We start from the raw sequence: 19,386 nt of genomic DNA on the forward strand, positions 1-19,386 counted from the left end.
TGGGGCTGACGAATCAGCCCCGGCCATAGCCCTTGAGGTTGGACTTCTTCATCAGAGATTCATACTGATGGGACATCAGGTGTGACTGCACCTGGGCCATAAAATCCATTACCACGACTACCACAATCAGCAGCGACGTACCGCCCAGATAGAACGGAACATTCCCTGCCACCATCAGGAACTGGGGAAACAGGGATACCGCTGCGATATACATTGCACCGAACAGGGTCAGTCGAGTCAGAACCCCATCGATATACTTGGCGGTCTGCTCACCTGGGCGAATGCCCGGAATAAAGGCACCCGACCGCTTCAGGTTGTCAGCGACTTCCTTCGGGTTGTACATCAGTGCTGTATAGAAGAAGCAGAAGAATACCACTGCCGCTGCGAACAGGATGATGTACAGAGGCTGACTGGGGGCCAGCGCCTGGGAGACCGAGCTCAACCACTCCATCCCTTCACCCTGTCCGAACCACTGCCCGAGAGAGGCAGGGAACAGCAGGATGGAGGAAGCGAAGATGGGCGGAATAACACCGGCCATATTCACCTTGAGCGGCAGGTGACTGGACTGCTGGGCGAACACCCTGCGGCCCTGCTGACGCTTGGCGTAGTTTATAGTAAGCCGGCGCTGACCACGTTCCATAAAGACGACGAAGCCAACCACGGCAACCGCAAGGATGCCGATTCCCAGAACCACCAACAGGCTCATTTCCCCACTGCGGGCCTGCTCAAGGGTCTGCCCGATCGCACCGGGAAGCCCGGCGACGATACCAGCGAAGATCAGCAGCGAAATACCGTTACCGATACCACGCTCTGTGATCTGCTCACCCAGCCACATCATGAATACCGCACCGCTCACGAAGGAGACCACGGCAACAAAGTGGAAACTGAAGCTGTCGTTGAAGGTAACGCCCTGGGACGCCAGCCCCATGGAGATACCCATACCCTGCACCAGGGCCAGCACAACGGTACCATACCGGGTGTACTGGCTGATTTTGCGGCGCCCGGACTCACCCTCTTTCTTGAGCTGCTCAAGCTTGGGGCTCACCGCCGTCATCAACTGCATGATGATGGACGCCGAGATGTAGGGCATGATGCCGAGGGCGAAGATACTCATCCGCTCAAGCGCACCACCGGAGAACATGTTGAACAGGCTCAGGATAGTTCCCTGATTCTGGTCGAACAGTGCCGCCAGGCGATCCGGATTGATTCCGGGTACGGGAATATGCGCGCCAATCCGATAGATCAGCAGTGCCAGGACGACAAACCACAGCCGCGAACGCAGCTCTGCCAGTCCCTTTCCCGCGCCCGCAGGCATTGATGATGTCTTGGCCATGCAGTCCTCGACTCGCCTTATTCTTCGACTTTGCCACCCGCGGCAGTAATTGCCTCACGAGCACCCTTGGTCACCTTGAGACCCTTCACGGTTACCGGACGGGTCAGCTCACCGGAAAGGATCACACGCGCAGCGCGGATTTCCTCACGGATCACATCGGCTTTCTTCAGGGCTGCCAGGTCAGCGACGTCGCCTTCAACCTTTGCCAGCTCGTTCAAGCGGATTTCCGCTACGTAACGCTGCTGACGTGACGTGAAGCCGAACTTCGGCAGACGACGAGCCAGCGGCTGCTGGCCGCCTTCGAAGCCAGGCGCAACTGAGCCACCGGAGCGGGACTTCAGGCCCTTATGACCACGACCGCCGGTCTTGCCCAGGCCACTACCGATGCCACGACCAACGCGCTTGGCGGACGGGCGCGAACCCGGTTCCGGACTAAGTTCGTTCAGACGCATCTTAGTTCTCCTCCACCCGTACCAGGTAGCTCACCCGGTTGATCATGCCGCGGATGGACGGTGTATCTTCCACTTCCACGGTATGACCGATTTTACGAAGACCCAGGCCCCTCACGCACAGCTTGTGCTTGGGCTGGCAGCTAATGGGGCTGCGGGTCAGTGTAACCTTGATTGTCTTGTTCGCCATGACTTCAACCCAGAATATCTTCCACGGTCTTGCCGCGCTTGGCTGCAACATCTTCAGGCGCGTTCATTGCCTGGAGACCCTTGATGGTAGAACGTACCACGTTGACCGGGTTGGTTGACCCGTAACACTTGGACAGTACGTTCTGCACACCGGCTACTTCGAGTACCGCACGCATCGCTCCACCGGCGATGATACCGGTACCGTCGGATGCCGGCTGCATGTAGACCTTGGAGCCGCCATGCTGTGCTTTGACCGGATACTGCAGGGTGGTGCCGTCAAGTGCAACGTCCACCATGTTCTTGCGCGCAGCTTCCATGGCCTTCTGGATGGCAACCGGGACTTCCCGGGCCTTGCCACGACCGAATCCGACACGGCCCTTACCATCACCCACTACAGTCAGTGCAGTGAAGGCAAAGATACGGCCGCCCTTGACCACCTTGGCTACGCGGTTGACCTGAACCAGCTTTTCCTGGAGCTCAGGCGCCTTCTGTTCGTTAACGCTCATCTTCTCCACCTCTTAGAATTGCAAGCCAGCTTCACGGGCGGCGTCGGCCAGGGCCTGAACGCGGCCATGGTAACGGTAGCCGGACCGGTCAAAAGCGACCTTTTCGACACCAGCAGCCTTGGCACGCTCAGCAATCAGCTGACCAACCTTCTTGGCTGCTTCCACATTCCCCGTAGCACCCTGACGCAGGTCCTTGTCCAGCGTCGAGGCAGAAGCAATAACCTTGCTGCCATCAGCGGTGGTGATCTGGGCGTACATGTGCCGCGGTGTACGATGTACACAGAGGCGGTCAGTGCCCAGCTTACGGATCTTCATGCGCACCTTACGTGCGCGACGCAATCTTTCAGTATTCGCGCTCATAGTCCCGCCTTATTTCTTCTTGGCTTCTTTGCGTCTGACCTGCTCATCCGAGTAACGAACACCCTTGCCCTTGTACGGCTCGGGCGGACGGAACGCGCGGATTTCAGCAGCGACCTGGCCAACCTGTTGCTTGTCGATCCCGCGAATAACAATCTCCGTGTTGGACGGAGTTTCAGCGGTGATCCCCTCGGGCAGCTCATACTCAACCGGATGGGAGAAACCCAGTGTCAGGTTGACCTTCTTGCCCTGTGCCTGCGCACGATAACCAACACCGGTCAGGTTGAGCCTGCGCTCGAACCCTGAAGACACACCGTTAACCATGTTGTTAACGAGTGCGCGGGTTGTGCCAGCAAGAGCGCGGGACTGTTTGGCACCATCACGGGGAGCGAACCGCAGGACGTTTTCGTCCTGGGTGACTTCCACCGCCTGGTGAATGGTGAAATCAAGCGCTCCCTTGGAGCCCTTTACGTTAATGTCCTGTCCGTTCAGCTTAACCTCAACACCGGAAGGCAGCACGACAGGATTATTGGCAACCCTGGACATGTCTTTCTCCTAGAATACGGTGCAGATGACTTCGCCACCGACGCCGGCAGCGCGCGCAGCGCGGTCTGTCATAACGCCCTTGGACGTTGACACGATAGCGACACCGAGGCCACCTGCCACTTTGGGCAGCTCGCCTGAGCCTTTGTACTGGCGCAGACTGGGGCGACTGACCCGCTTGATTTCCTCAATAACCGGCTTGCCACCGAAATACTTGAGGGCAATGGTCAGCTCCGGCTTGGCATCAGCTGAGACGGAAAAATCCTCTACGTAGCCTTCATCCTTCAGGACCTGGGCTACCGAGATCTTCATCTTGGAAGACGGCATGGCCACGTCGGCCTTCTGTGCCATCTGTGCGTTACGGATACGGGTAAACATATCCGCAAGCGTGTCTTGCATGCTCATTGGTATGAGGCTCCTGATCTTTTTAGTTGTGCAGCGGCTTGCCGCACCGCTTACCAACGATCACCGCGACGAGTCGCGGTGACACTTACCAGCTTGACTTGGTCAGGCCCGGAACATCACCACGCATGCCGTATTCACGGAGTTTGATCCGTGAAAGCTCGAACTTGCGCAGGACGCCGTGGGGGCGACCTGTCACCTGGCAACGATTGCGAAGGCGTGAGGGGCTCGCATCACGAGGAAGCTGTTGAAGCTTCATCTGAGCCTCCCAGCGCTCGTCGTCGCTGGTATTCGGGTTCTTGATAATTGCCTTGAGCTCCGCACGCTTGGCAGCATATTTCTGCACTGTCTGTTCGCGCTTGAGCTCACGGTTCTTCATGGAAACCTTTGCCATGTCACTCGTTCCTTATTTCTTGAACGGAAAGCCAAAGGCTTTCAACAGTTCGCGGCCTTCATCGTCGGTTTCAGCAGTCGTGGTGATGGTGATATCCAGACCACGGATCTTGTCCACCCGATCATATTCGATCTCGGGAAAGATGATCTGCTCACGTACACCCATGCTGTAATTGCCACGACCGTCGAAGGACTTGGGGTTGAGGCCCCGGAAGTCCCGCACGCGGGGAATGGCAATATGAACCAGGCGATCGAAGAAGTCCCACATACGCTCACCGCGCAGCGTTACCTTACAACCGATGGGCCAACCTTCACGTATCTTGAAGCCGGCCACAGACTTGCGGGCCTTCGTCACAACAACCTTCTGGCCTGCCAGACGCTCCAGATCTGCAACGGCGTTCTCGATCAGTTTCTTGTCACCGACCGCTTCGCCGACACCCATGTTCAGGGTGATTTTCTCGATACGCGGCACCTGCATGACGTTCTTGTAGCTGAACTCTTTCTGCAGGGCAGGTACCACTTCCTGACTGTACTGCTCTTTCATGTTAAGCATCGTAACCACCACCCCTTACTGGTTATCGACAGCTTCGTTCGTGGACTTGAAGATCCGCACCTTGGCGCCGTCTTCCTTGATCTGGAAGCCTACGCGATCGGCCTTGCCGGTCTGCGGATTAAAAATAGCCACGTTGGAAGCCTGGATAGGCGCTTCTTTTTCGACGATGCCACCCGGGGTGCCGAGCATCGGATTCGGCTTGGTGTGTTTCTTCATCATATTGATGCCAGACACTACCAGCCGACCGTCGTCCTGAACTTTCAGGACCTTGCCGCGCTTGCCCTTGTCTTTACCCGTGGTCACGATGACTTCGTCATCTCGTTTGATCTTTTTCATAACCGGCCTCTAGTCCTTACAGTACTTCGGGTGCCAGTGAGATAATTTTCATGAACTTCTCATTTCGCAGTTCGCGGGTCACCGGTCCGAAGATACGGGTACCGATCGGCGCGTCCTGGTTGTTAAGAAGTACTGCTGCGTTGCCATCAAAGCGGATCAGTGACCCGTCCGGACGACGGACACCCTTGCGAGTGCGAACAACAACAGCATTGAGGACCTGGCCCTTCTTCACCTTACCGCGGGGAATGGCTTCCTTGACGGTTACCTTGATGATATCCCCCACCCGTGCATAACGCCGGTGTGAGCCGCCCAGGACCTTGATGCACTGCACTTGACGCGCGCCGCTGTTGTCAGCGACTTCAAGCATGGTTTGAGTCTGAATCATGGTTGTTCTCCGGGCGAATTACACCTTGGAAGCGCGTTCGGTGACTTCAACCAGAGCCCAACTCTTGTTTTTCGAGATGGGGCGGGTCTCCTGGATGGTTACCAGATCACCGATGTTGCACTCATTCTGTTCATCATGAGCCTGGATCTTGGTGGAGCGCTTTATATACTTGCCGTAAAGCGGATGCTTCACCTGACGCTCCACCAGAACAACGATGGACTTCTCCATCTTGTTGCTCACGACCTTGCCGCTAAGGGTTCTGGCAGTTTTGGTAGCTTCAGTCATGTTACTGTCCTGCCTTTTCATTCATTACCGTTTTCACACGAGCAATGTCGCGCTTCACCTTGCCGAGAAGGTGACTCTGATTCAGCTGACCTGTCGCCTTACGCATACGCAGGTTGAACTGCTCCTTCAGGAGGTCGATCAGCTCTTTGTTCAGCTCGTCGACTGACTTCTCACGCAGCTCTGTTGCTTTCATCACATCACCGTCCTCGTTACAAAGGTGGTCTGAACGGGCAGCTTGGCAGCGGCAAGAGTGAACGCGTCACGTGCCACTTCTTCGGAGACCCCTTCCATCTCGTACAACATACGACCTGGCTGAATCTCTGCTACCCAGTACTCGACAGAACCCTTACCTTTACCCATACGTACTTCAAGCGGCTTACTGGAAATCGGCTTGTCCGGGAAGATCCGGATCCAAATTTTCCCACCTCGCTTGATCCGACGAGTCATGGTACGACGGGCCGCCTCAATCTGGCGTGCTGTTATACGTCCACGAGTCGTCGCCTTCAATCCGTATTCACCGAAGCTCACCTTGTTGGCGCGCTGGGCGAGACCGGTGTTACGGCCTTTCATTACCTTTCGGAATTTGGTGCGTTTTGGCTGCAGCATACGAGTGCCCCTTTACTTGGAACCTTTCTTGCGAGAGGCATTCTTGTCAGCACGGACTTCGTCCATACCACCAAGAATCTCACCTTTGAAGATCCATACCTTTACGCCGATGATGCCGTAGGTGGTCTTCGCTTCATAGGTGGCGTAATCAATGTCTGCACGCAGGGTGTGCAGCGGAACGCGACCTTCACGGTACCACTCGGAACGGGCGATTTCGGCACCCCCGAGACGTCCGCCAACCTGGATCTTGATGCCCTTGGCGCCCTGGCGCATTGCGTTCTGAACCGCGCGCTTCATGGCACGACGGAACATCACACGACGCTCGAGCTGACCGGCAACGTTTTGCGCTACCAGCTTGGCATCCAGGTCCGGCTTGCGGACTTCTTCGATGTTGATGTGCACCGGCACGCCCATCTTCTCGCTGACTTCGCGACGAAGACGGTCAACATCTTCACCCTTCTTGCCGATAACAATACCGGGACGGGCGGTATGGATCGTGATTCGGGCATTCTGAGCAGGGCGCTCGATCACGATCTTGCTGACTGACGCCTTTTCAAGACGCTTTTCCAGGAATCCGCGAACCTGAATATCATTCAGCAGTTTATTCGCGTAGTCCTTCTTCTCCGCATACCAGATGGAGTTGTGCTCTTTGACAACACCAAGCCGGATGCCGGTTGGATTTACTTTCTGACCCATCTGAGCATCTCCTACTTGTCGGCGACCTTGACGGTGATATGACAGGTGCGCTTCATAATGCGGTCAGCGCGCCCCTTGGCTCGAGCTTTGATCCGCTTGAGCGTCGGACCCTCATCCACCATGATGGTGGAAACCCGCAAATCATCCACATCAAGACCTTCGTTGTGCTCAGCGTTGGCAATGGCGGACTCAAGAGCTTTCTTGATGATCACCGATGCCTTCTTCGGGCTGAAAGTCAAAATGTTCAGGGCGTCCTCAACCGCCTTGCCACGTACCTGGTCAGCGACAAGACGTGCTTTCTGAGCAGAGAGGCGAGCGCCCTTGTACTTGGCTGCTACTTCCATTTCTTTTCCCCTCACAATCAGCGTTTAGCTTTCTTGTCGGCTGCATGACCACGATAAGTCCGCGTTGCCGCGAACTCGCCCAGCTTGTGACCGACCATATCTTCGGTCACGTACACGGGCACGTGTTGCTTGCCGTTGTGGACTGCAATGGTCAAACCGACGAACTCCGGAAAGATCGTGGAACGACGGGACCAGGTTTTGATCGGCCGCTTGTCATTCGCTTCCAGAGCTGTCTCGACCTTCTTCAACAGATGCAGGTCTATAAAAGGACCTTTCTTCAAAGAACGTGGCACAGCAATTACCTCTATGTAGTCGTTTACTTGGCCGAACGACGACGTACTATCATCTTGTCAGTACGCTTGTTCTTACGAGTCTTATGCCCTTTGGTCGGAACACCCCACGGAGTAACCGGGTGACGCCCGCCAGAGGTACGCCCTTCACCACCACCATGCGGGTGGTCAACTGGGTTCATAGCAACACCACGTACTGTTGGCCGTTTGCCGCGCCAACGTGATGCACCCGCTTTACCAAGCTGCTTGAGGCTGTGCTCGCTGTTGGATACTTCACCCAGCGTTGCACGGCAATCTACAAGCACCTTACGCATTTCACCTGAGCGCAGGCGGATAGTGGCGTAAGCCCCTTCCCTTGCAACCAGCTGTACGGATGCGCCCGCGGAGCGAGCCAGCTGGGCACCTTTGCCAGGCTTGAGTTCGACGCAGTGGATCACGGAACCGACCGGAATGTTCCGGAGCGGCAGCGTGGAGCCCACCTTGATCGGCGCGTCGATACCGGAGCGCACAGGATCACCGATCTGCATACCTTTGGGAGCGATGATGTAGCGACGCTCGCCATCGGCGTACTTCAGCAGTGCGATGTGCGCAGAGCGGTTAGGATCGTATTCCAGGCGCTCAATGACCGCCGGCACTCCATCCTTGTTCCGCTTGAAATCGATTACACGATAGTGCTTCTTGTGGCCACCACCGATATGGCGGGTGGTGATCCGTCCGAAATGGTTACGACCACCGGACTTGCTCAGTGTCTCAACCAACGGCTCGTAGGGGCGCCCCTTGTGCAGGTCCGGGTTGTAAAGCTTTACAACGTGACGGCGTCCGGCAGATGTTGGTTTGGTTTTGACGATCGGCATATTACGACCCCTTTACCTTATTCCACATCCAGAAAATCGATGTCCTGACCTTCCGCCAGCTTCACATAAGCCTTGCGAATGTCATTACGCTTGCCGAACCCGCGGATAGTGCGCTTGAGCTTACCCTTACGGTTCAGAACCTGAACACCTTCGACGGTGACGTTGAACAGCTGCTCAACGGCTTTCTTGATCTCCGGCTTGGTGGCATCGGGTGCCACACGGAAAACAACCTGATTGCTTTCCGCCACCAGAGAGGCTTTTTCTGATACGTGCGGTCCCAGAAGAACCTTGTAGATACGTTCCTGATTCATCCCAGCATCTCCTCGATCTTCTTAAGAGCCGGAACGGTAACCACAACCTTCTCAAAGGCAACCAGGCTTACCGGATCAAGGCCTGCAACGTCGCGCACATCTACGTGCGGAATGTTGCGGGACGCCAGATGAAGGTTCTGCTCTACATTCTCGGCGAGGATCAGGGCATTGCTCACACCCAGACCCTTCAGCTTTTCGTTGAACGCCTTGGTCTTGGGGCTGTCGACATTGATATCGTCAACCACAACCAGCCGCTCCTGACGAACCAGCTCGGAAAAAATGGACTGCATCGCGGCACGGTACATCTTGCGGTTAACCTTTTGCTCAAAGCTCCGAGGCTTCGCAGCAAAGGTCACACCACCGGAGCGCCAGATCGGGCTGCGGATGGTACCAGCACGTGCACGACCGGTGCCCTTCTGACGCCAGGGCTTCTTGCCGCCACCGCTGACCTCAGAACGGGTCTTCTGAGCCTTGGTACCCTGGCGAGCGCCTGCCATATAGGCAGTAACGACCTGGTGAACCAGAGACTCGTTGAACTCTTTGGCGAAAGCAGCATCGGATACGGATACACCTTTGCCGCTACCAGTAATTGTCAATTCCATCGCACCGCTCCTCAGGCTTTAACTGCAGGCTTGATGATCACGTTGCCGCCGGTCGCACCGGGAACAGCACCACGGACCAGCAGCAGATTGCGCTCGGCATCAACACGCACCACCTCAAGATTCTGAGTGGTTACCTGCTTGTTACCCATCTGGCCAGCCATCTTCTTGCCCTTGAATACCTTGCCCGGAGTCTGGTTCTGACCAATGGAACCCGGAGCACGGTGAGACAGGGAGTTACCGTGGGTGGCATCCTGCATGGAGAAATTCCAGCGCTTTACGCCGCCCTGGAACCCCTTACCTTTGGACTGGGCAGTGGCATCAACGATCTGACCGTCTTCAAATACAGTAACGGTGAGCTCGCCGCCAGCCTGAAGATCTTCACCTTCACCGTCAGCCAGGCGGAATTCCCACAGACCACGACCGGCTTCAACACCCGCTTTCGCGTAGTGACCGGCCTGCGCCTTGGAAACCCGGGAGGGACGACGATTACCGACAGTCACCTGGACCGCGCGATAGCCATCGCTTTCGAGAGTTTTCAGTTGGGTAATGCGGTTGGCTTCAACCTCGATTACCGTTACGGGCACTGCTTGCCCGTCTTCCGTAAAAATACGGGTCATACCGGCCTTACGACCGACTACACCAATTGCCATGTTTCACCTCTTAAGTGTACGGGGCTCGCACCCTCTATGGCCTTAGGACAGTTACACTGACCAATACCAGGCGGTATTAGCCGAGGCTGATCTGAACGTCTACACCCGCTGCCAGATCAAGCTTCATCAAAGCATCTACTGTCTTTTCCGTCGGCTCAACGATGTCGAGCAAACGCTTATGAGTACGGATTTCGTACTGATCACGCGCGTCTTTGTTGACGTGCGGAGAAATCAGGACGGTGTACTTTTCCTTCCGCGTCGGCAGAGGGATAGGTCCACGCACCTGAGCGCCGGTCCGCTTGGCGGTATCGACAATCTCCTGCGTGGACTGGTCGATCAGGCGATAATCAAACGCCTTCAACCGGATTCGAATCTTTTGGCTTTGCATGATGCACCAAACTCCACTCGTAGCAGCTACTATTAGCCGACCTTCAAAAAAAGGAGCCGCATTGTATGCATAATACCCAGCACTGTCAAGCAGCTCTAAATCTGCCCAACCTTGCTGATCATGCGTATCTGCGGAACAGAAAAAGGGGCTGCGTTGCAGCCCCTTTTCCGGATCACCGGATCACTTACTCGATGATCTTGGATACCACGCCGGCACCAACGGTACGGCCACCTTCGCGGATCGCGAAGCGCAGACCATCTTCCATGGCGATCGGAGCGATCAGGGTAACAGACATCTTCACGTTGTCACCCGGCATTACCATTTCAACGCCTTCCGGCAGCTCACAGGAGCCAGTCACGTCAGTGGTCCGGAAGTAGAACTGCGGACGGTAGCCCTTGAAGAACGGAGTGTGACGACCACCCTCGTCCTTGCTCAGCACGTACACTTCGCATTCGAACTTTGTGTGCGGCTTGATCGAGCCCGGCACACACAGCACCTGGCCACGCTCTACGTCGTCACGCTTGGTACCACGCAGCAGGGCACCGATGTTCTCACCAGCACGACCTTCGTCAAGCAGCTTGCGGAACATCTCAACACCGGTAACCGTGGTCTTCTGGGTATCACGGATACCAACGATTTCCACTTCGTCGCCAGTCTTCACGATGCCACGCTCAACACGACCGGTCACAACAGTACCACGACCAGAGATGGAGAATACGTCCTCGATCGGCATCAGGAACGGCTGATCAATCGCACGCTCCGGCTCCGGGATGTAGTCATCCAGCGCCTCTACCAGCTTCTTCACAGCGGTAGTGCCCATCTCGTTGTCATCCTTGCCTTCCAGCGCCATCAGCGCGGAGCCAGTGATGATCGGAGTATCGTCACCCGGGAAGTCGTACTGGCTCAGCAGTTCGCGAACTTCCATCTCAACCAGCTCGAGCAGCTCTTCGTCGTCTACCATGTCGGCCTTGTTCAGGAACACGACAATGTAGGGAACGCCAACCTGACGGGACAGCAGGATGTGCTCACGAGTCTGCGGCATGGGGCCGTCAGCAGCGGAGCAAACCAGGATTGCGCCGTCCATCTGCGCTGCACCAGTGATCATGTTCTTCACATAGTCAGCGTGGCCCGGGCAATCTACGTGGGCGTAGTGGCGAGTCGGGGAATCGTACTCAACGTGAGAGGTCGCGATAGTGATACCACGCGCACGCTCTTCCGGTGCGTTATCGATCTGGTCGAATGCACGGGACTCACCAGTACCCCATACTTCGTGACATACGCGGGTCAGCGCCGCAGTCAGAGTGGTCTTACCATGGTCAACGTGACCGATGGTGCCCACGTTCAGGTGCGGCTTGTTACGCTCAAATTGCTTCTTGGACACGGTTACACCTCTTCCTGTTTCTTAAAGTCCTGGGAATCAACCCTTTTTGATGATCGCTTCGGCAATGTTCGAAGGAGCCTCGGAATAGCCGGCAAACTCCATCGCATATGACGCCCGACCCTGTGTTGCAGAACGCAGGTCAGTGGCGTAACCGAACATCTCCGACAACGGAACCTCGGCACGGATAATCTTGCCTGCAGGGCCATCATCCATACCCTGGATTACACCGCGACGACGGTTAAGATCACCGACCACGTCGCCCATGTAGTCCTCAGGCGTTACCACTTCAACTTTCATGATAGGCTCAAGCAGCGCCGGATCAGCTTCTAGCGCACCTTTCTTCATAGCCATGGAGCCAGCTACCTTGAACGCCATCTCGTTGGAGTCGACTTCGTGGTAGGAGCCGTCATACAGGGTTGCCTTGATACGGAGCAGCGGATAACCGGCAATACAGCCGTTCTGCATCTGCTCTTCGATACCCTGCTGCACCGCCGGGATGTATTCCTTGGGAACCACACCACCAACGATTTCGTTCACGAAGATGAAATTCTCGCCATCTTCCTCGTCCAGAGGCAGCGGCTCGAGTTTCAGCTTGACGTGACCGTACTGACCGCGACCACCAGACTGACGGACAAACTTGCCCTCAACGTCAACCGCCTTGCGGATACGCTCACGGTACGCCACCTGCGGCTTGCCGATATTGGCCTCAACCTTGAACTCTCGCTTCATACGATCAACGATGATGTCCAGGTGAAGCTCACCCATGCCAGAGATAATGGTCTGACCGGACTCTTCGTCAGTACGAACACGGAAAGACGGATCTTCCTGGGCCAGTTTGCCCAAAGCAACACCCATCTTCTCCTGGTCCGCCTTGGACTTCGGCTCGACCGCAACGGAGATAACCGGCTCAGGGAACTCCATGCGCTCTAGAACGATCTTGTGATTCTCATCACAAAGGGTGTCACCGGTCGTCACGTTCTTCAGACCGATCGCAGCGGCGATATCGCCAGCCAACACTTCCTTGATCTCTTCCCGGTCATTGGCGTGCATCTGAACCATACGGCCCACACGCTCTTTCTTCTGCTTGACCGAGTTGTAGACAGCATTACCGCTTTCGAGTTTACCGGAGTACACACGGAAGAAGGTCAGCGTACCAACAAACGGGTCAGTCGCGATCTTGAACGCCAGGGCAGCAAACGGCGCATCATCATCAACCGGACGAGTTTCCTCGGTACCGTCTTCGTCCACCTCACCACGAATGGCCTTTACTTCATCCGGAGCGGGCAGGAATTCGACAACGGCATCGAGAACCGCCTGAACACCCTTGTTCTTGAAGGCAGAGCCACAAGTCGCCAGGACGATCTCGTTGGCGATAGTGCGCTGACGAAGCCCGGACTTGATTTCCTCGTAGGTAAGCTCTTCACCTTCCAGGTACTTCTCCATGTACTCTTCGTTGGCTTCTGCAGCCGCTTCGATCATCTCTTCCCGGGCCTTTTCGGCATCCGCCATCATGGACTCAGGGATATCCTTGAGCTCATAGGTCATGCCCTGGTCGGCATCATTCCAGTAGATGGCCTTCATACGAAGCAGGTCGACAACACCCTCGAAGTCGTCCTCTGCGCCGATCGGCAACTGGATCGGAACACAGGTGGCGCCCAGTCGATCACGAATCTGAGCAACAACGCGGGAGAAGTTTGCGCCGGCTCGGTCCATCTTGTTGACGAACACCATGCGAGGCACTTCGTACTTGTTGGCCTGACGCCATACGGTCTCTGACTGAGGCTCAACACCGGAGGAGCCACAGAATACAACCACCGCACCATCCAGCACCCGCAGGGAACGCTCTACCTCAATGGTGAAGTCAACGTGTCCCGGGGTGTCGATGATGTTGATGCGGTGCTCATCGTACTGCTTGTCCATACCCTGCCAGAAGGTGGTAACAGCCGCTGAGGTAATGGTAATACCCCGCTCCTGCTCCTGGGCCATCCAGTCAGTGGTAGACGCGCCATCATGGGTTTCACCCATTTTGTGGCTACGACCGGTATAGTAAAGAATACGCTCGGTGGTCGTGGTTTTACCCGCGTCAACGTGCGCACAGATACCGATGTTTCTGTAACGTTTGATAGGAGTCTTACGTGCCACTGTATAAACCTCGGCTGTTTAGAAACGGAAGTGAGAGAACGCCTTGTTGGCTTCTGCCATGCGGTGAACGTCTTCGCGCTTCTTAACTGCGGCGCCCTTGCTGTCAGCGGCGTCCAGGATCTCACCTGCCAGGCGCTGAGCCATGGACTTCTCACCACGCTTCCGGGAAAATTCTACGAGCCAGCGCATAGCCAGCGCGTTCTGACGGGAAGGCCGCACTTCCACCGGCACCTGGTAGGTAGCGCCACCCACACGACGGGACTTAACCTCGACCATCGGCTGGATGTTTTCCAGGGCCTTCTCGAACATTTCGATCGGCTCTTCCTTTGACTTTTCGGCAACGATGTCGAGCGCGCCATAAACAATGCGCTCGGCTACAGACTTCTTGCCACTTTCCATCACGTGGTTGATGAACTTGGCAAGACGTGCGCTACCAAATTTGGGATCCGGGATAATCTCCCGTTTTGCTGCAACTCTTCTTCTAGGCATCGATAAGCCCTTCTAAAAATTAAGGTCTTCAGGAACCCCTGAGATAGCCACTGGCTACTCAGCCTTACTCTTATCGTTCACAGGGACGATAAAAGACACCCATCAGGGACATCAGGACTTGGGTCGTTTTGTACCGTACTTGGAGCGACCCTGCTTACGGTTCTGTACACCCTGGGTGTCCAGTGTTCCGCGAACAGTGTGGTAGCGCACACCCGGGAGGTCTTTTACACGACCGCCGCGGATCAGCACAACGCTGTGCTCCTGAAGGTTGTGACCTTCACCGCCAATGTATGAGGAAACCTCGTAACCGTTAGTCAGACGAACACGGCACACCTTACGCAGTGCGGAGTTCGGCTTCTTCGGTGTGGTGGTGTACACACGAGTGCATACGCCACGACGCTGAGGGCAGGCCTGGAGCGCTGGAACATCGCTCTTGGCTACCTTGCGTTTACGAGGCTTACGTACCAACTGGTTGATCGTTGCCATGTAAGCAAACTCCAAAAAAACCATTCCAATGAAACTTACCCCCGGCGAACGGGGGTAAAAATTAAGGGACGCAAGTGTAAGCCTGCGCCCCGGGTCAGTCAAGATGACTGATGCCTTTTGACCACCCCGGGATCCGTAGTTCCCGGGGGGGGCTACGCCGCCGGGAGTTAACCCTCCCGGTTCAGCTCGGCGCTCAGGGCTTCAACCACATCCTCTGCGGTGACCCCCTGTTCCTCGAGGTCACGCTTGCGGCGACGCTCATTGTGATAGGCAAGGCCGGTACCCGCCGGGATCAGGCGACCCACAACCACGTTCTCCTTCAGGCCGCGCAGGAAGTCGCGCTTGCCGGTAACGGCACCCTCGGTAAGTACGCGGGTGGTCTCCTGGAACGAAGCCGCAGAAATAAACGACTCGGTTGCCAGAGAGGCCTTGGTGATACCCAGCAACTGACGCTCACCCTTGGCAGGTTGCTTGTCAGCGGCGATGGCCTTTTCGTTCTCGTCCAGGAACTGGTGGTATTCAACCTGATCACCAGCCAGCAGCGTGGTTTCACCCGGATCGGTGATTTCCACTTTGCGCAACATCTGACGGACGATAACCTCGATGTGTTTATCGTTGATGACAACGCCCTGCAGACGGTAGACGTCCTGGATTTCGTTGGTGATGTACTTGGCCAACTCAACTACGCCCAGCAGGCGCAGGATGTCGTGTGGATTGGAAGGGCCATCCGAGATGACCTCACCCCTCTCCACAGTCTCGCCCTCGAAGACGTTCAACTGACGCCACTTGGGAATCAGCACCTCGTAGGGGTCAGCATCCTTCGGCGTGATAACCAGGCGCTTCTTGCCCTTGGTTTCCTTGCCGAAGGATACCGTACCCGTGATTTCCGCCAGAATGGACGGCTCCTTCGGACGACGGGCCTCGAACAGGTCGGCGACCCGTGGCAGACCACCGGTGATATCCCGGGTCTTCGAGCTTTCCTGCGGAATACGGGCAACAACGTCACCCAGTTCCACATTGGCGCCGTCGGCCAGGGTTACCAGCGCGTCGGCCGGCAGGAAGTAGTGCGCCGGTGACCCACCGGGCAGAACCACTTCTTCGCCCTTTTCGTCTACCAGTTCGATCGCCGGACGCAGATCCTTACCAGCAGCCGGACGATCCTTCGGATCGATCACCTGGATTGTGGAGAGCCCTGTCAGCTCATCGGTCTGGGTGCGGACGGTGATGCCCTGATCCATTCCAACGAACTTCGCCTTACCAACTCCCTCGGCGATGATCGGGTGGGTGTGCGGATCCCATTTCGCCACCACGGCACCGGCATCAACCTGGTCACCGTGTTTGACCGACAGTACCGCACCGTAGGGCAGCTTGTACCACTCGCGCTCACGACCCTGTTCATCAGCGACCGCCAATGCAGAGGACCGGGACACGACCACAAGGTTGCCATCGGTCTTCTCGATGGACTTCATATTATGCAGGCGGATCTGACCGCCATGCTTGACCTGGATGTTGTCCACTGCGGAGGCCCGGCTGGCCGCACCACCGATGTGGAAGGTCCGCATGGTCAGCTGGGTACCCGGTTCACCGATCGACTGAGCGGCGATAACACCAACAGCCTCTCCGACATTCACCAGGTGACCACGGGCAAGGTCGCGGCCGTAACAGTTGGCACATACGCCGTGGCGCGCTTCACAGGTAATCGCGGAACGCACCCATACTTCGTCCACACCCGCACGCTCGATACTCTCGATGGTCTTCTCGTCCAGCAGGGTACCCGCAGGAACCACTGCGTTCTCCTTGTCTGTGGGCGTGAACACATCACGGGCGGTGACCCGCCCCAGTACGCGATCGCCGAGGGGAACAACGACATCACCACCCTCAATGTGCGGCGTCATCAACAGGCCTTCTTCGGTACCACAGTCTGTTTCTGTGACCACGAGGTCCTGGGATACGTCCACCAGGCGACGAGTCAGGTAACCGGAGTTGGCCGTCTTCAGAGCGGTATCCGCCAGACCCTTACGGGCACCGTGGGTCGAGATGAAGTACTGCAGTACGTTCAGCCCCTCACGGAAGTTCGCGGTAATCGGCGTCTCGATGATGGAGCCGTCCGGCTTCGCCATCAGACCCCGCATACCAGCCAGCTGACGAATCTGCGCGGGGGAGCCCCGGGCACCGGAGTCAGCCATCATGTACACGGAGTTGAAGGACTCCTGCATTTCAGGCTCGCCATCCTCACGGAATACCGGCTTGCCCTCAGCGTCAACCACCTGCTCCTGGGAGAGGCGATCCATCATGGCCTTGGACACCTTGTCGTTTGCCCGGGACCAGATATCGATAACCTTGTTGTACTTCTCGCCCTGGGTCAGCAGGCCGGAGGAATACTGGGACTCGATTTCCTTCACTTCATCGGTAGCGGCGTCAACCAGCTCGTACTTCTCCGGAGGAATCTCGAAGTCGTTGAAGCCGATAGAGGTGCCGGACACAGTGGCGTAATGGAAGCCCATGTACATCAGCTGATCGGCAAAGATGACGGTATCCTTCAAACCAGCCACCCGGTAACAGGTGTTGATCAGGTTGGAGATCGCCTTCTTGGTCATCGGTTTGTTGACAACCTCAAAGGACAGGCCATCCGGAACGATATCAAACAACAGCGCACGACCAACCACGGTATCAACGATAACGTGCTCAGTCTTGAGTTCTTCGTTCTCGCCGTAGGTCACTTCCTTGACACGCACCTTGATCTTGGCCTGCAGGTCAACAGCACCAGCGCCGTACGCACGGTGAACTTCCTTCACATCGGCAAAGACACGACCTTCGCCGAGCGCGTTCTTGCGCTCACGGGTCATGTAGTACAGGCCCAGAACAACATCCTGCGACGGCACGATGATCGGCTCGCCGTTGGCCGGTGACAGTACGTTGTTGGTGGACATCATCAACGCACGGGCTTCCAGCTGCGCCTCCAGGGTCAGCGGCACGTGCACCGCCATCTGGTCGCCGTCGAAGTCAGCATTGTAGGCCGCACACACCAGCGGGTGAAGCTGAATGGCCTTGCCTTCGATGAGCACCGGCTCGAACGCCTGAATACCCAGACGGTGCAGGGTCGGGGCCCGGTTCAGCAGGATCGGATGCTCACGGATGACCTCGTCGAGGATATCCCAGACCACGCCTTCCTCGCGCTCGACCATTTTCTTGGCCGCCTTGATGGTGGTCGCCAGGCCACGATGCTCCAGCTTGGAGAAGATGAACGGCTTGAACAGTTCCAGTGCCATTTTCTTCGGCAGACCACACTGGTGCAGGCGCAGGTATGGACCAACCACGATCACTGAACGACCGGAATAGTCCACCCGCTTACCCAGCAGGTTCTGACGGAAACGGCCCTGCTTGCCCTTGATCATGTCGGCCAGGGACTTCAACGGGCGCTTGTTGGTGCCGGTGATGGCACGGCCACGACGGCCGTTGTCCAGCAGGGCGTCAACGGCTTCCTGCAGCATACGCTTCTCATTGCGTACGATGATGTCCGGCGCGTTCAGCTCAAGCAGACGCTTGAGGCGGTTATTCCGGTTGATGACGCGACGATACAGATCGTTCAGGTCGGAAGTCGCAAAGCGGCCACCGTCCAGCGGAACCAGCGGACGCAGGTCCGGCGGCAGCACTGGCAGCACGGTCATGACCATGTCGCCCGGACGGTTGCCGGAGTACAGGAAGGCCTCGAGGATCTTCAGTCGCTTGGTGAACTTCTTGATCTTGGTCTCGGAGTTGGTCTGGGGAATCTCTTCCCGCAGCAGGTCAACTTCCGCCTGCAGATCAATGTCTTCAAGCAGCATCTTGATGGCTTCGGCGCCCATGCGGGCGTCGAACTCGTCCCCGAACTCCTCCAGGGCCTCATAGTACTGCTCATCGTTAAGCAGCTGCCCACGCTCCAGGGTGGTCATGCCGGGGTCGATCACAATGAAGGACTCAAAATACAGAACCCGCTCGATATCACGCAGGGTCATGTCCAGCATCATGCCGATCCGGGACGGCAGGGACTTGAGGAACCAGATATGTGCTACCGGGCTCGCCAGTTCAATGTGACCCATGCGCTCACGGCGAACGCTCGCCAGTGCCACTTCGACACCACACTTTTCACAGATCACACCACGGTGCTTGAGACGCTTGTACTTGCCGCACAGGCACTCGTAGTCCTTGATCGGACCAAAAATCTTGGCGCAGAACAGACCGTCACGCTCAGGCTTGAAGGTCCGGTAGTTGATCGTCTCGGGTTTCTTTACTTCCCCGAAGGACCAGGAACGGATCATGTCAGGCGACGCCAGCCCGATTCGGATGGCGTCAAATTCCTTGCTCTGGTTCTGGCTCTTGAGAAGATTCAGCAAATCTTTCATCAGTAACAGCTCCGGATGGCGTTAATCTCGGGCG

The 19,386-nt window shown here is 56.6% G+C and carries 27 protein-coding genes; all 27 read right to left on the reverse strand.

Annotated elements, in window-relative coordinates; all coding sequences use genetic code 11:
• Positions 1-13: 13 nt before the first annotated feature.
• The 27 genes from secY to rpoC all read right to left on the reverse strand — a co-directional run bounded on the left by secY (position 14) and on the right by rpoC (position 19,352).
• Positions 14-1,333 carry a preprotein translocase subunit SecY gene (gene secY, locus LJ360_RS15945; RefSeq protein WP_091854898.1) on the reverse strand — a complete coding sequence of 440 codons (1,320 nt, stop codon included), beginning with the start codon at positions 1,331-1,333 and terminating at the stop codon, positions 14-16.
• Between the two features lie 17 nt (positions 1,334-1,350).
• Positions 1,351-1,785, reverse strand: a complete 435-nt coding sequence (gene rplO, locus LJ360_RS15950; protein WP_091854897.1) for a 50S ribosomal protein L15 — start codon at positions 1,783-1,785, stop codon at positions 1,351-1,353.
• A 1-nt stretch (position 1,786) separates the two neighbouring features.
• Positions 1,787-1,972, reverse strand: a complete 186-nt coding sequence (gene rpmD / locus LJ360_RS15955; RefSeq protein ID WP_091854895.1) for a 50S ribosomal protein L30 — start codon at positions 1,970-1,972, stop codon at positions 1,787-1,789.
• A 4-nt stretch (positions 1,973-1,976) separates the two neighbouring features.
• Entirely contained in the window at positions 1,977-2,477 is a 501-nt protein-coding gene (rpsE, locus tag LJ360_RS15960; RefSeq protein ID WP_091854894.1) for a 30S ribosomal protein S5, read from the reverse strand.
• A 12-nt stretch (positions 2,478-2,489) separates the two neighbouring features.
• A complete protein-coding gene (gene rplR / locus LJ360_RS15965) occupies positions 2,490-2,837 on the reverse strand; it encodes a 50S ribosomal protein L18 (protein WP_091854893.1) in 348 nt (115 codons plus the stop codon).
• Positions 2,838-2,846: 9 nt separating this feature from the next.
• The gene (rplF, locus tag LJ360_RS15970) at positions 2,847-3,380 is read right to left on the reverse strand and encodes a 50S ribosomal protein L6 (protein ID WP_091854891.1); all 534 of its coding nucleotides are present in this window, start codon (positions 3,378-3,380) and stop codon (positions 2,847-2,849) included.
• Between the two features lie 9 nt (positions 3,381-3,389).
• Positions 3,390-3,782, reverse strand: a complete 393-nt coding sequence (rpsH, locus tag LJ360_RS15975; RefSeq protein ID WP_091854889.1) for a 30S ribosomal protein S8 — start codon at positions 3,780-3,782, stop codon at positions 3,390-3,392.
• Between the two features lie 85 nt (positions 3,783-3,867).
• Positions 3,868-4,173, reverse strand: coding sequence for a 30S ribosomal protein S14 (gene rpsN / locus LJ360_RS15980; protein WP_091854887.1), 306 nt, complete (start codon positions 4,171-4,173; stop codon positions 3,868-3,870).
• Positions 4,174-4,185: 12 nt separating this feature from the next.
• Positions 4,186-4,725 (reverse strand): 50S ribosomal protein L5, encoded by a 540-nt coding sequence (gene rplE / locus LJ360_RS15985; protein ID WP_091854885.1) that lies wholly within the window; start codon positions 4,723-4,725, stop codon positions 4,186-4,188.
• A 15-nt stretch (positions 4,726-4,740) separates the two neighbouring features.
• Positions 4,741-5,061 (reverse strand): 50S ribosomal protein L24, encoded by a 321-nt coding sequence (gene rplX, locus LJ360_RS15990; protein WP_091854883.1) that lies wholly within the window; start codon positions 5,059-5,061, stop codon positions 4,741-4,743.
• Positions 5,062-5,077: 16 nt separating this feature from the next.
• Positions 5,078-5,446, reverse strand: coding sequence for a 50S ribosomal protein L14 (gene rplN / locus LJ360_RS15995; protein ID WP_091854882.1), 369 nt, complete (start codon positions 5,444-5,446; stop codon positions 5,078-5,080).
• Between the two features lie 18 nt (positions 5,447-5,464).
• On the reverse strand, positions 5,465-5,731 hold the full coding sequence (gene rpsQ / locus LJ360_RS16000; protein ID WP_091854881.1) for a 30S ribosomal protein S17: 267 nt from the start codon (positions 5,729-5,731) through the stop codon (positions 5,465-5,467).
• A 1-nt stretch (position 5,732) separates the two neighbouring features.
• Complete coding sequence (gene rpmC, locus LJ360_RS16005) at positions 5,733-5,924, reverse strand: 50S ribosomal protein L29 (protein ID WP_091854880.1); 192 nt, start codon at positions 5,922-5,924, stop codon at positions 5,733-5,735.
• Positions 5,924-6,337 carry a 50S ribosomal protein L16 gene (gene rplP, locus LJ360_RS16010; protein WP_091854879.1) on the reverse strand — a complete coding sequence of 138 codons (414 nt, stop codon included), beginning with the start codon at positions 6,335-6,337 and terminating at the stop codon, positions 5,924-5,926. Before rplP ends, rpmC begins: the two co-directional genes overlap by 1 nt.
• 12 nt (positions 6,338-6,349) lie before the next feature.
• Entirely contained in the window at positions 6,350-7,033 is a 684-nt protein-coding gene (gene rpsC, locus LJ360_RS16015) for a 30S ribosomal protein S3 (protein ID WP_091854878.1), read from the reverse strand.
• A gap of 11 nt (positions 7,034-7,044) precedes the next feature.
• On the reverse strand, positions 7,045-7,377 hold the full coding sequence (gene rplV / locus LJ360_RS16020) for a 50S ribosomal protein L22 (RefSeq protein ID WP_091854877.1): 333 nt from the start codon (positions 7,375-7,377) through the stop codon (positions 7,045-7,047).
• Between the two features lie 17 nt (positions 7,378-7,394).
• Positions 7,395-7,670, reverse strand: coding sequence for a 30S ribosomal protein S19 (rpsS, locus tag LJ360_RS16025; RefSeq protein ID WP_091854875.1), 276 nt, complete (start codon positions 7,668-7,670; stop codon positions 7,395-7,397).
• A gap of 23 nt (positions 7,671-7,693) precedes the next feature.
• The gene (gene rplB / locus LJ360_RS16030) at positions 7,694-8,521 is read right to left on the reverse strand and encodes a 50S ribosomal protein L2 (RefSeq protein ID WP_091854873.1); all 828 of its coding nucleotides are present in this window, start codon (positions 8,519-8,521) and stop codon (positions 7,694-7,696) included.
• Positions 8,522-8,538: 17 nt separating this feature from the next.
• Positions 8,539-8,832 carry a 50S ribosomal protein L23 gene (gene rplW / locus LJ360_RS16035; protein WP_091854871.1) on the reverse strand — a complete coding sequence of 98 codons (294 nt, stop codon included), beginning with the start codon at positions 8,830-8,832 and terminating at the stop codon, positions 8,539-8,541.
• A complete protein-coding gene (gene rplD, locus LJ360_RS16040) occupies positions 8,829-9,434 on the reverse strand; it encodes a 50S ribosomal protein L4 (protein WP_091854869.1) in 606 nt (201 codons plus the stop codon). The genes rplW and rplD overlap by 4 nt, the downstream gene beginning before the upstream one ends.
• Positions 9,435-9,445: 11 nt before the next feature.
• Positions 9,446-10,084: a 50S ribosomal protein L3 gene (gene rplC / locus LJ360_RS16045; protein ID WP_091854867.1), complete on the reverse strand. Its 639-nt coding sequence runs from the start codon at positions 10,082-10,084 to the stop codon at positions 9,446-9,448.
• A gap of 76 nt (positions 10,085-10,160) precedes the next feature.
• Complete coding sequence (gene rpsJ / locus LJ360_RS16050; protein ID WP_004580743.1) at positions 10,161-10,472, reverse strand: 30S ribosomal protein S10; 312 nt, start codon at positions 10,470-10,472, stop codon at positions 10,161-10,163.
• A 184-nt stretch (positions 10,473-10,656) separates the two neighbouring features.
• The gene (tuf, locus tag LJ360_RS16055) at positions 10,657-11,853 is read right to left on the reverse strand and encodes an elongation factor Tu (protein ID WP_264994469.1); all 1,197 of its coding nucleotides are present in this window, start codon (positions 11,851-11,853) and stop codon (positions 10,657-10,659) included.
• A gap of 36 nt (positions 11,854-11,889) precedes the next feature.
• Entirely contained in the window at positions 11,890-13,995 is a 2,106-nt protein-coding gene (gene fusA, locus LJ360_RS16060; RefSeq protein WP_091855107.1) for an elongation factor G, read from the reverse strand.
• An 18-nt stretch (positions 13,996-14,013) separates the two neighbouring features.
• Positions 14,014-14,484, reverse strand: a complete 471-nt coding sequence (gene rpsG / locus LJ360_RS16065) for a 30S ribosomal protein S7 (protein ID WP_091855109.1) — start codon at positions 14,482-14,484, stop codon at positions 14,014-14,016.
• A gap of 111 nt (positions 14,485-14,595) precedes the next feature.
• A complete protein-coding gene (rpsL, locus tag LJ360_RS16070) occupies positions 14,596-14,970 on the reverse strand; it encodes a 30S ribosomal protein S12 (RefSeq protein WP_091855124.1) in 375 nt (124 codons plus the stop codon).
• Between the two features lie 167 nt (positions 14,971-15,137).
• Positions 15,138-19,352, reverse strand: coding sequence for a DNA-directed RNA polymerase subunit beta' (gene rpoC, locus LJ360_RS16075; RefSeq protein WP_091855111.1), 4,215 nt, complete (start codon positions 19,350-19,352; stop codon positions 15,138-15,140).
• Positions 19,353-19,386 lie beyond the last annotated feature (34 nt).

Source organism: Marinobacter sp. AN1 (genome assembly GCF_026013985.1).
GTDB lineage: Bacteria > Pseudomonadota > Gammaproteobacteria > Pseudomonadales > Oleiphilaceae > Marinobacter > Marinobacter segnicrescens.

Coding starts and splice junctions, on each gene's coding strand:
- rpsG (WP_091855109.1), bottom strand. CDS start 14,484: ATGCCTAGAAGAAGAGTTGCAGCAAAACGGGAGATTATCCCGGATCCC.
- rplR (WP_091854893.1), bottom strand. CDS start 2,837: ATGAGCGCGAATACTGAAAGATTGCGTCGCGCACGTAAGGTGCGCATG.
- rpsH (WP_091854889.1), bottom strand. CDS start 3,782: ATGAGCATGCAAGACACGCTTGCGGATATGTTTACCCGTATCCGTAAC.
- rpsE (WP_091854894.1), bottom strand. CDS start 2,477: ATGAGCGTTAACGAACAGAAGGCGCCTGAGCTCCAGGAAAAGCTGGTT.
- rplP (WP_091854879.1), bottom strand. CDS start 6,337: ATGCTGCAGCCAAAACGCACCAAATTCCGAAAGGTAATGAAAGGCCGT.
- rplW (WP_091854871.1), bottom strand. CDS start 8,832: ATGAATCAGGAACGTATCTACAAGGTTCTTCTGGGACCGCACGTATCA.
- rplN (WP_091854882.1), bottom strand. CDS start 5,446: ATGATTCAGACTCAAACCATGCTTGAAGTCGCTGACAACAGCGGCGCG.
- secY (WP_091854898.1), bottom strand. CDS start 1,333: ATGGCCAAGACATCATCAATGCCTGCGGGCGCGGGAAAGGGACTGGCA.
- rpsL (WP_091855124.1), bottom strand. CDS start 14,970: ATGGCAACGATCAACCAGTTGGTACGTAAGCCTCGTAAACGCAAGGTA.
- rplC (WP_091854867.1), bottom strand. CDS start 10,084: ATGGCAATTGGTGTAGTCGGTCGTAAGGCCGGTATGACCCGTATTTTT.
- rplD (WP_091854869.1), bottom strand. CDS start 9,434: ATGGAATTGACAATTACTGGTAGCGGCAAAGGTGTATCCGTATCCGAT.
- rplO (WP_091854897.1), bottom strand. CDS start 1,785: ATGCGTCTGAACGAACTTAGTCCGGAACCGGGTTCGCGCCCGTCCGCC.
- rpsJ (WP_004580743.1), bottom strand. CDS start 10,472: ATGCAAAGCCAAAAGATTCGAATCCGGTTGAAGGCGTTTGATTATCGC.
- rplB (WP_091854873.1), bottom strand. CDS start 8,521: ATGCCGATCGTCAAAACCAAACCAACATCTGCCGGACGCCGTCACGTT.
- rpmD (WP_091854895.1), bottom strand. CDS start 1,972: ATGGCGAACAAGACAATCAAGGTTACACTGACCCGCAGCCCCATTAGC.
- rpmC (WP_091854880.1), bottom strand. CDS start 5,924: ATGAAAGCAACAGAGCTGCGTGAGAAGTCAGTCGACGAGCTGAACAAA.
- rplE (WP_091854885.1), bottom strand. CDS start 4,725: ATGCTTAACATGAAAGAGCAGTACAGTCAGGAAGTGGTACCTGCCCTG.
- rplV (WP_091854877.1), bottom strand. CDS start 7,377: ATGGAAGTAGCAGCCAAGTACAAGGGCGCTCGCCTCTCTGCTCAGAAA.
- rpsC (WP_091854878.1), bottom strand. CDS start 7,033: ATGGGTCAGAAAGTAAATCCAACCGGCATCCGGCTTGGTGTTGTCAAA.
- rpsN (WP_091854887.1), bottom strand. CDS start 4,173: ATGGCAAAGGTTTCCATGAAGAACCGTGAGCTCAAGCGCGAACAGACA.
- rpoC (WP_091855111.1), bottom strand. CDS start 19,352: ATGAAAGATTTGCTGAATCTTCTCAAGAGCCAGAACCAGAGCAAGGAA.
- rplX (WP_091854883.1), bottom strand. CDS start 5,061: ATGAAAAAGATCAAACGAGATGACGAAGTCATCGTGACCACGGGTAAA.
- rplF (WP_091854891.1), bottom strand. CDS start 3,380: ATGTCCAGGGTTGCCAATAATCCTGTCGTGCTGCCTTCCGGTGTTGAG.
- rpsQ (WP_091854881.1), bottom strand. CDS start 5,731: ATGACTGAAGCTACCAAAACTGCCAGAACCCTTAGCGGCAAGGTCGTG.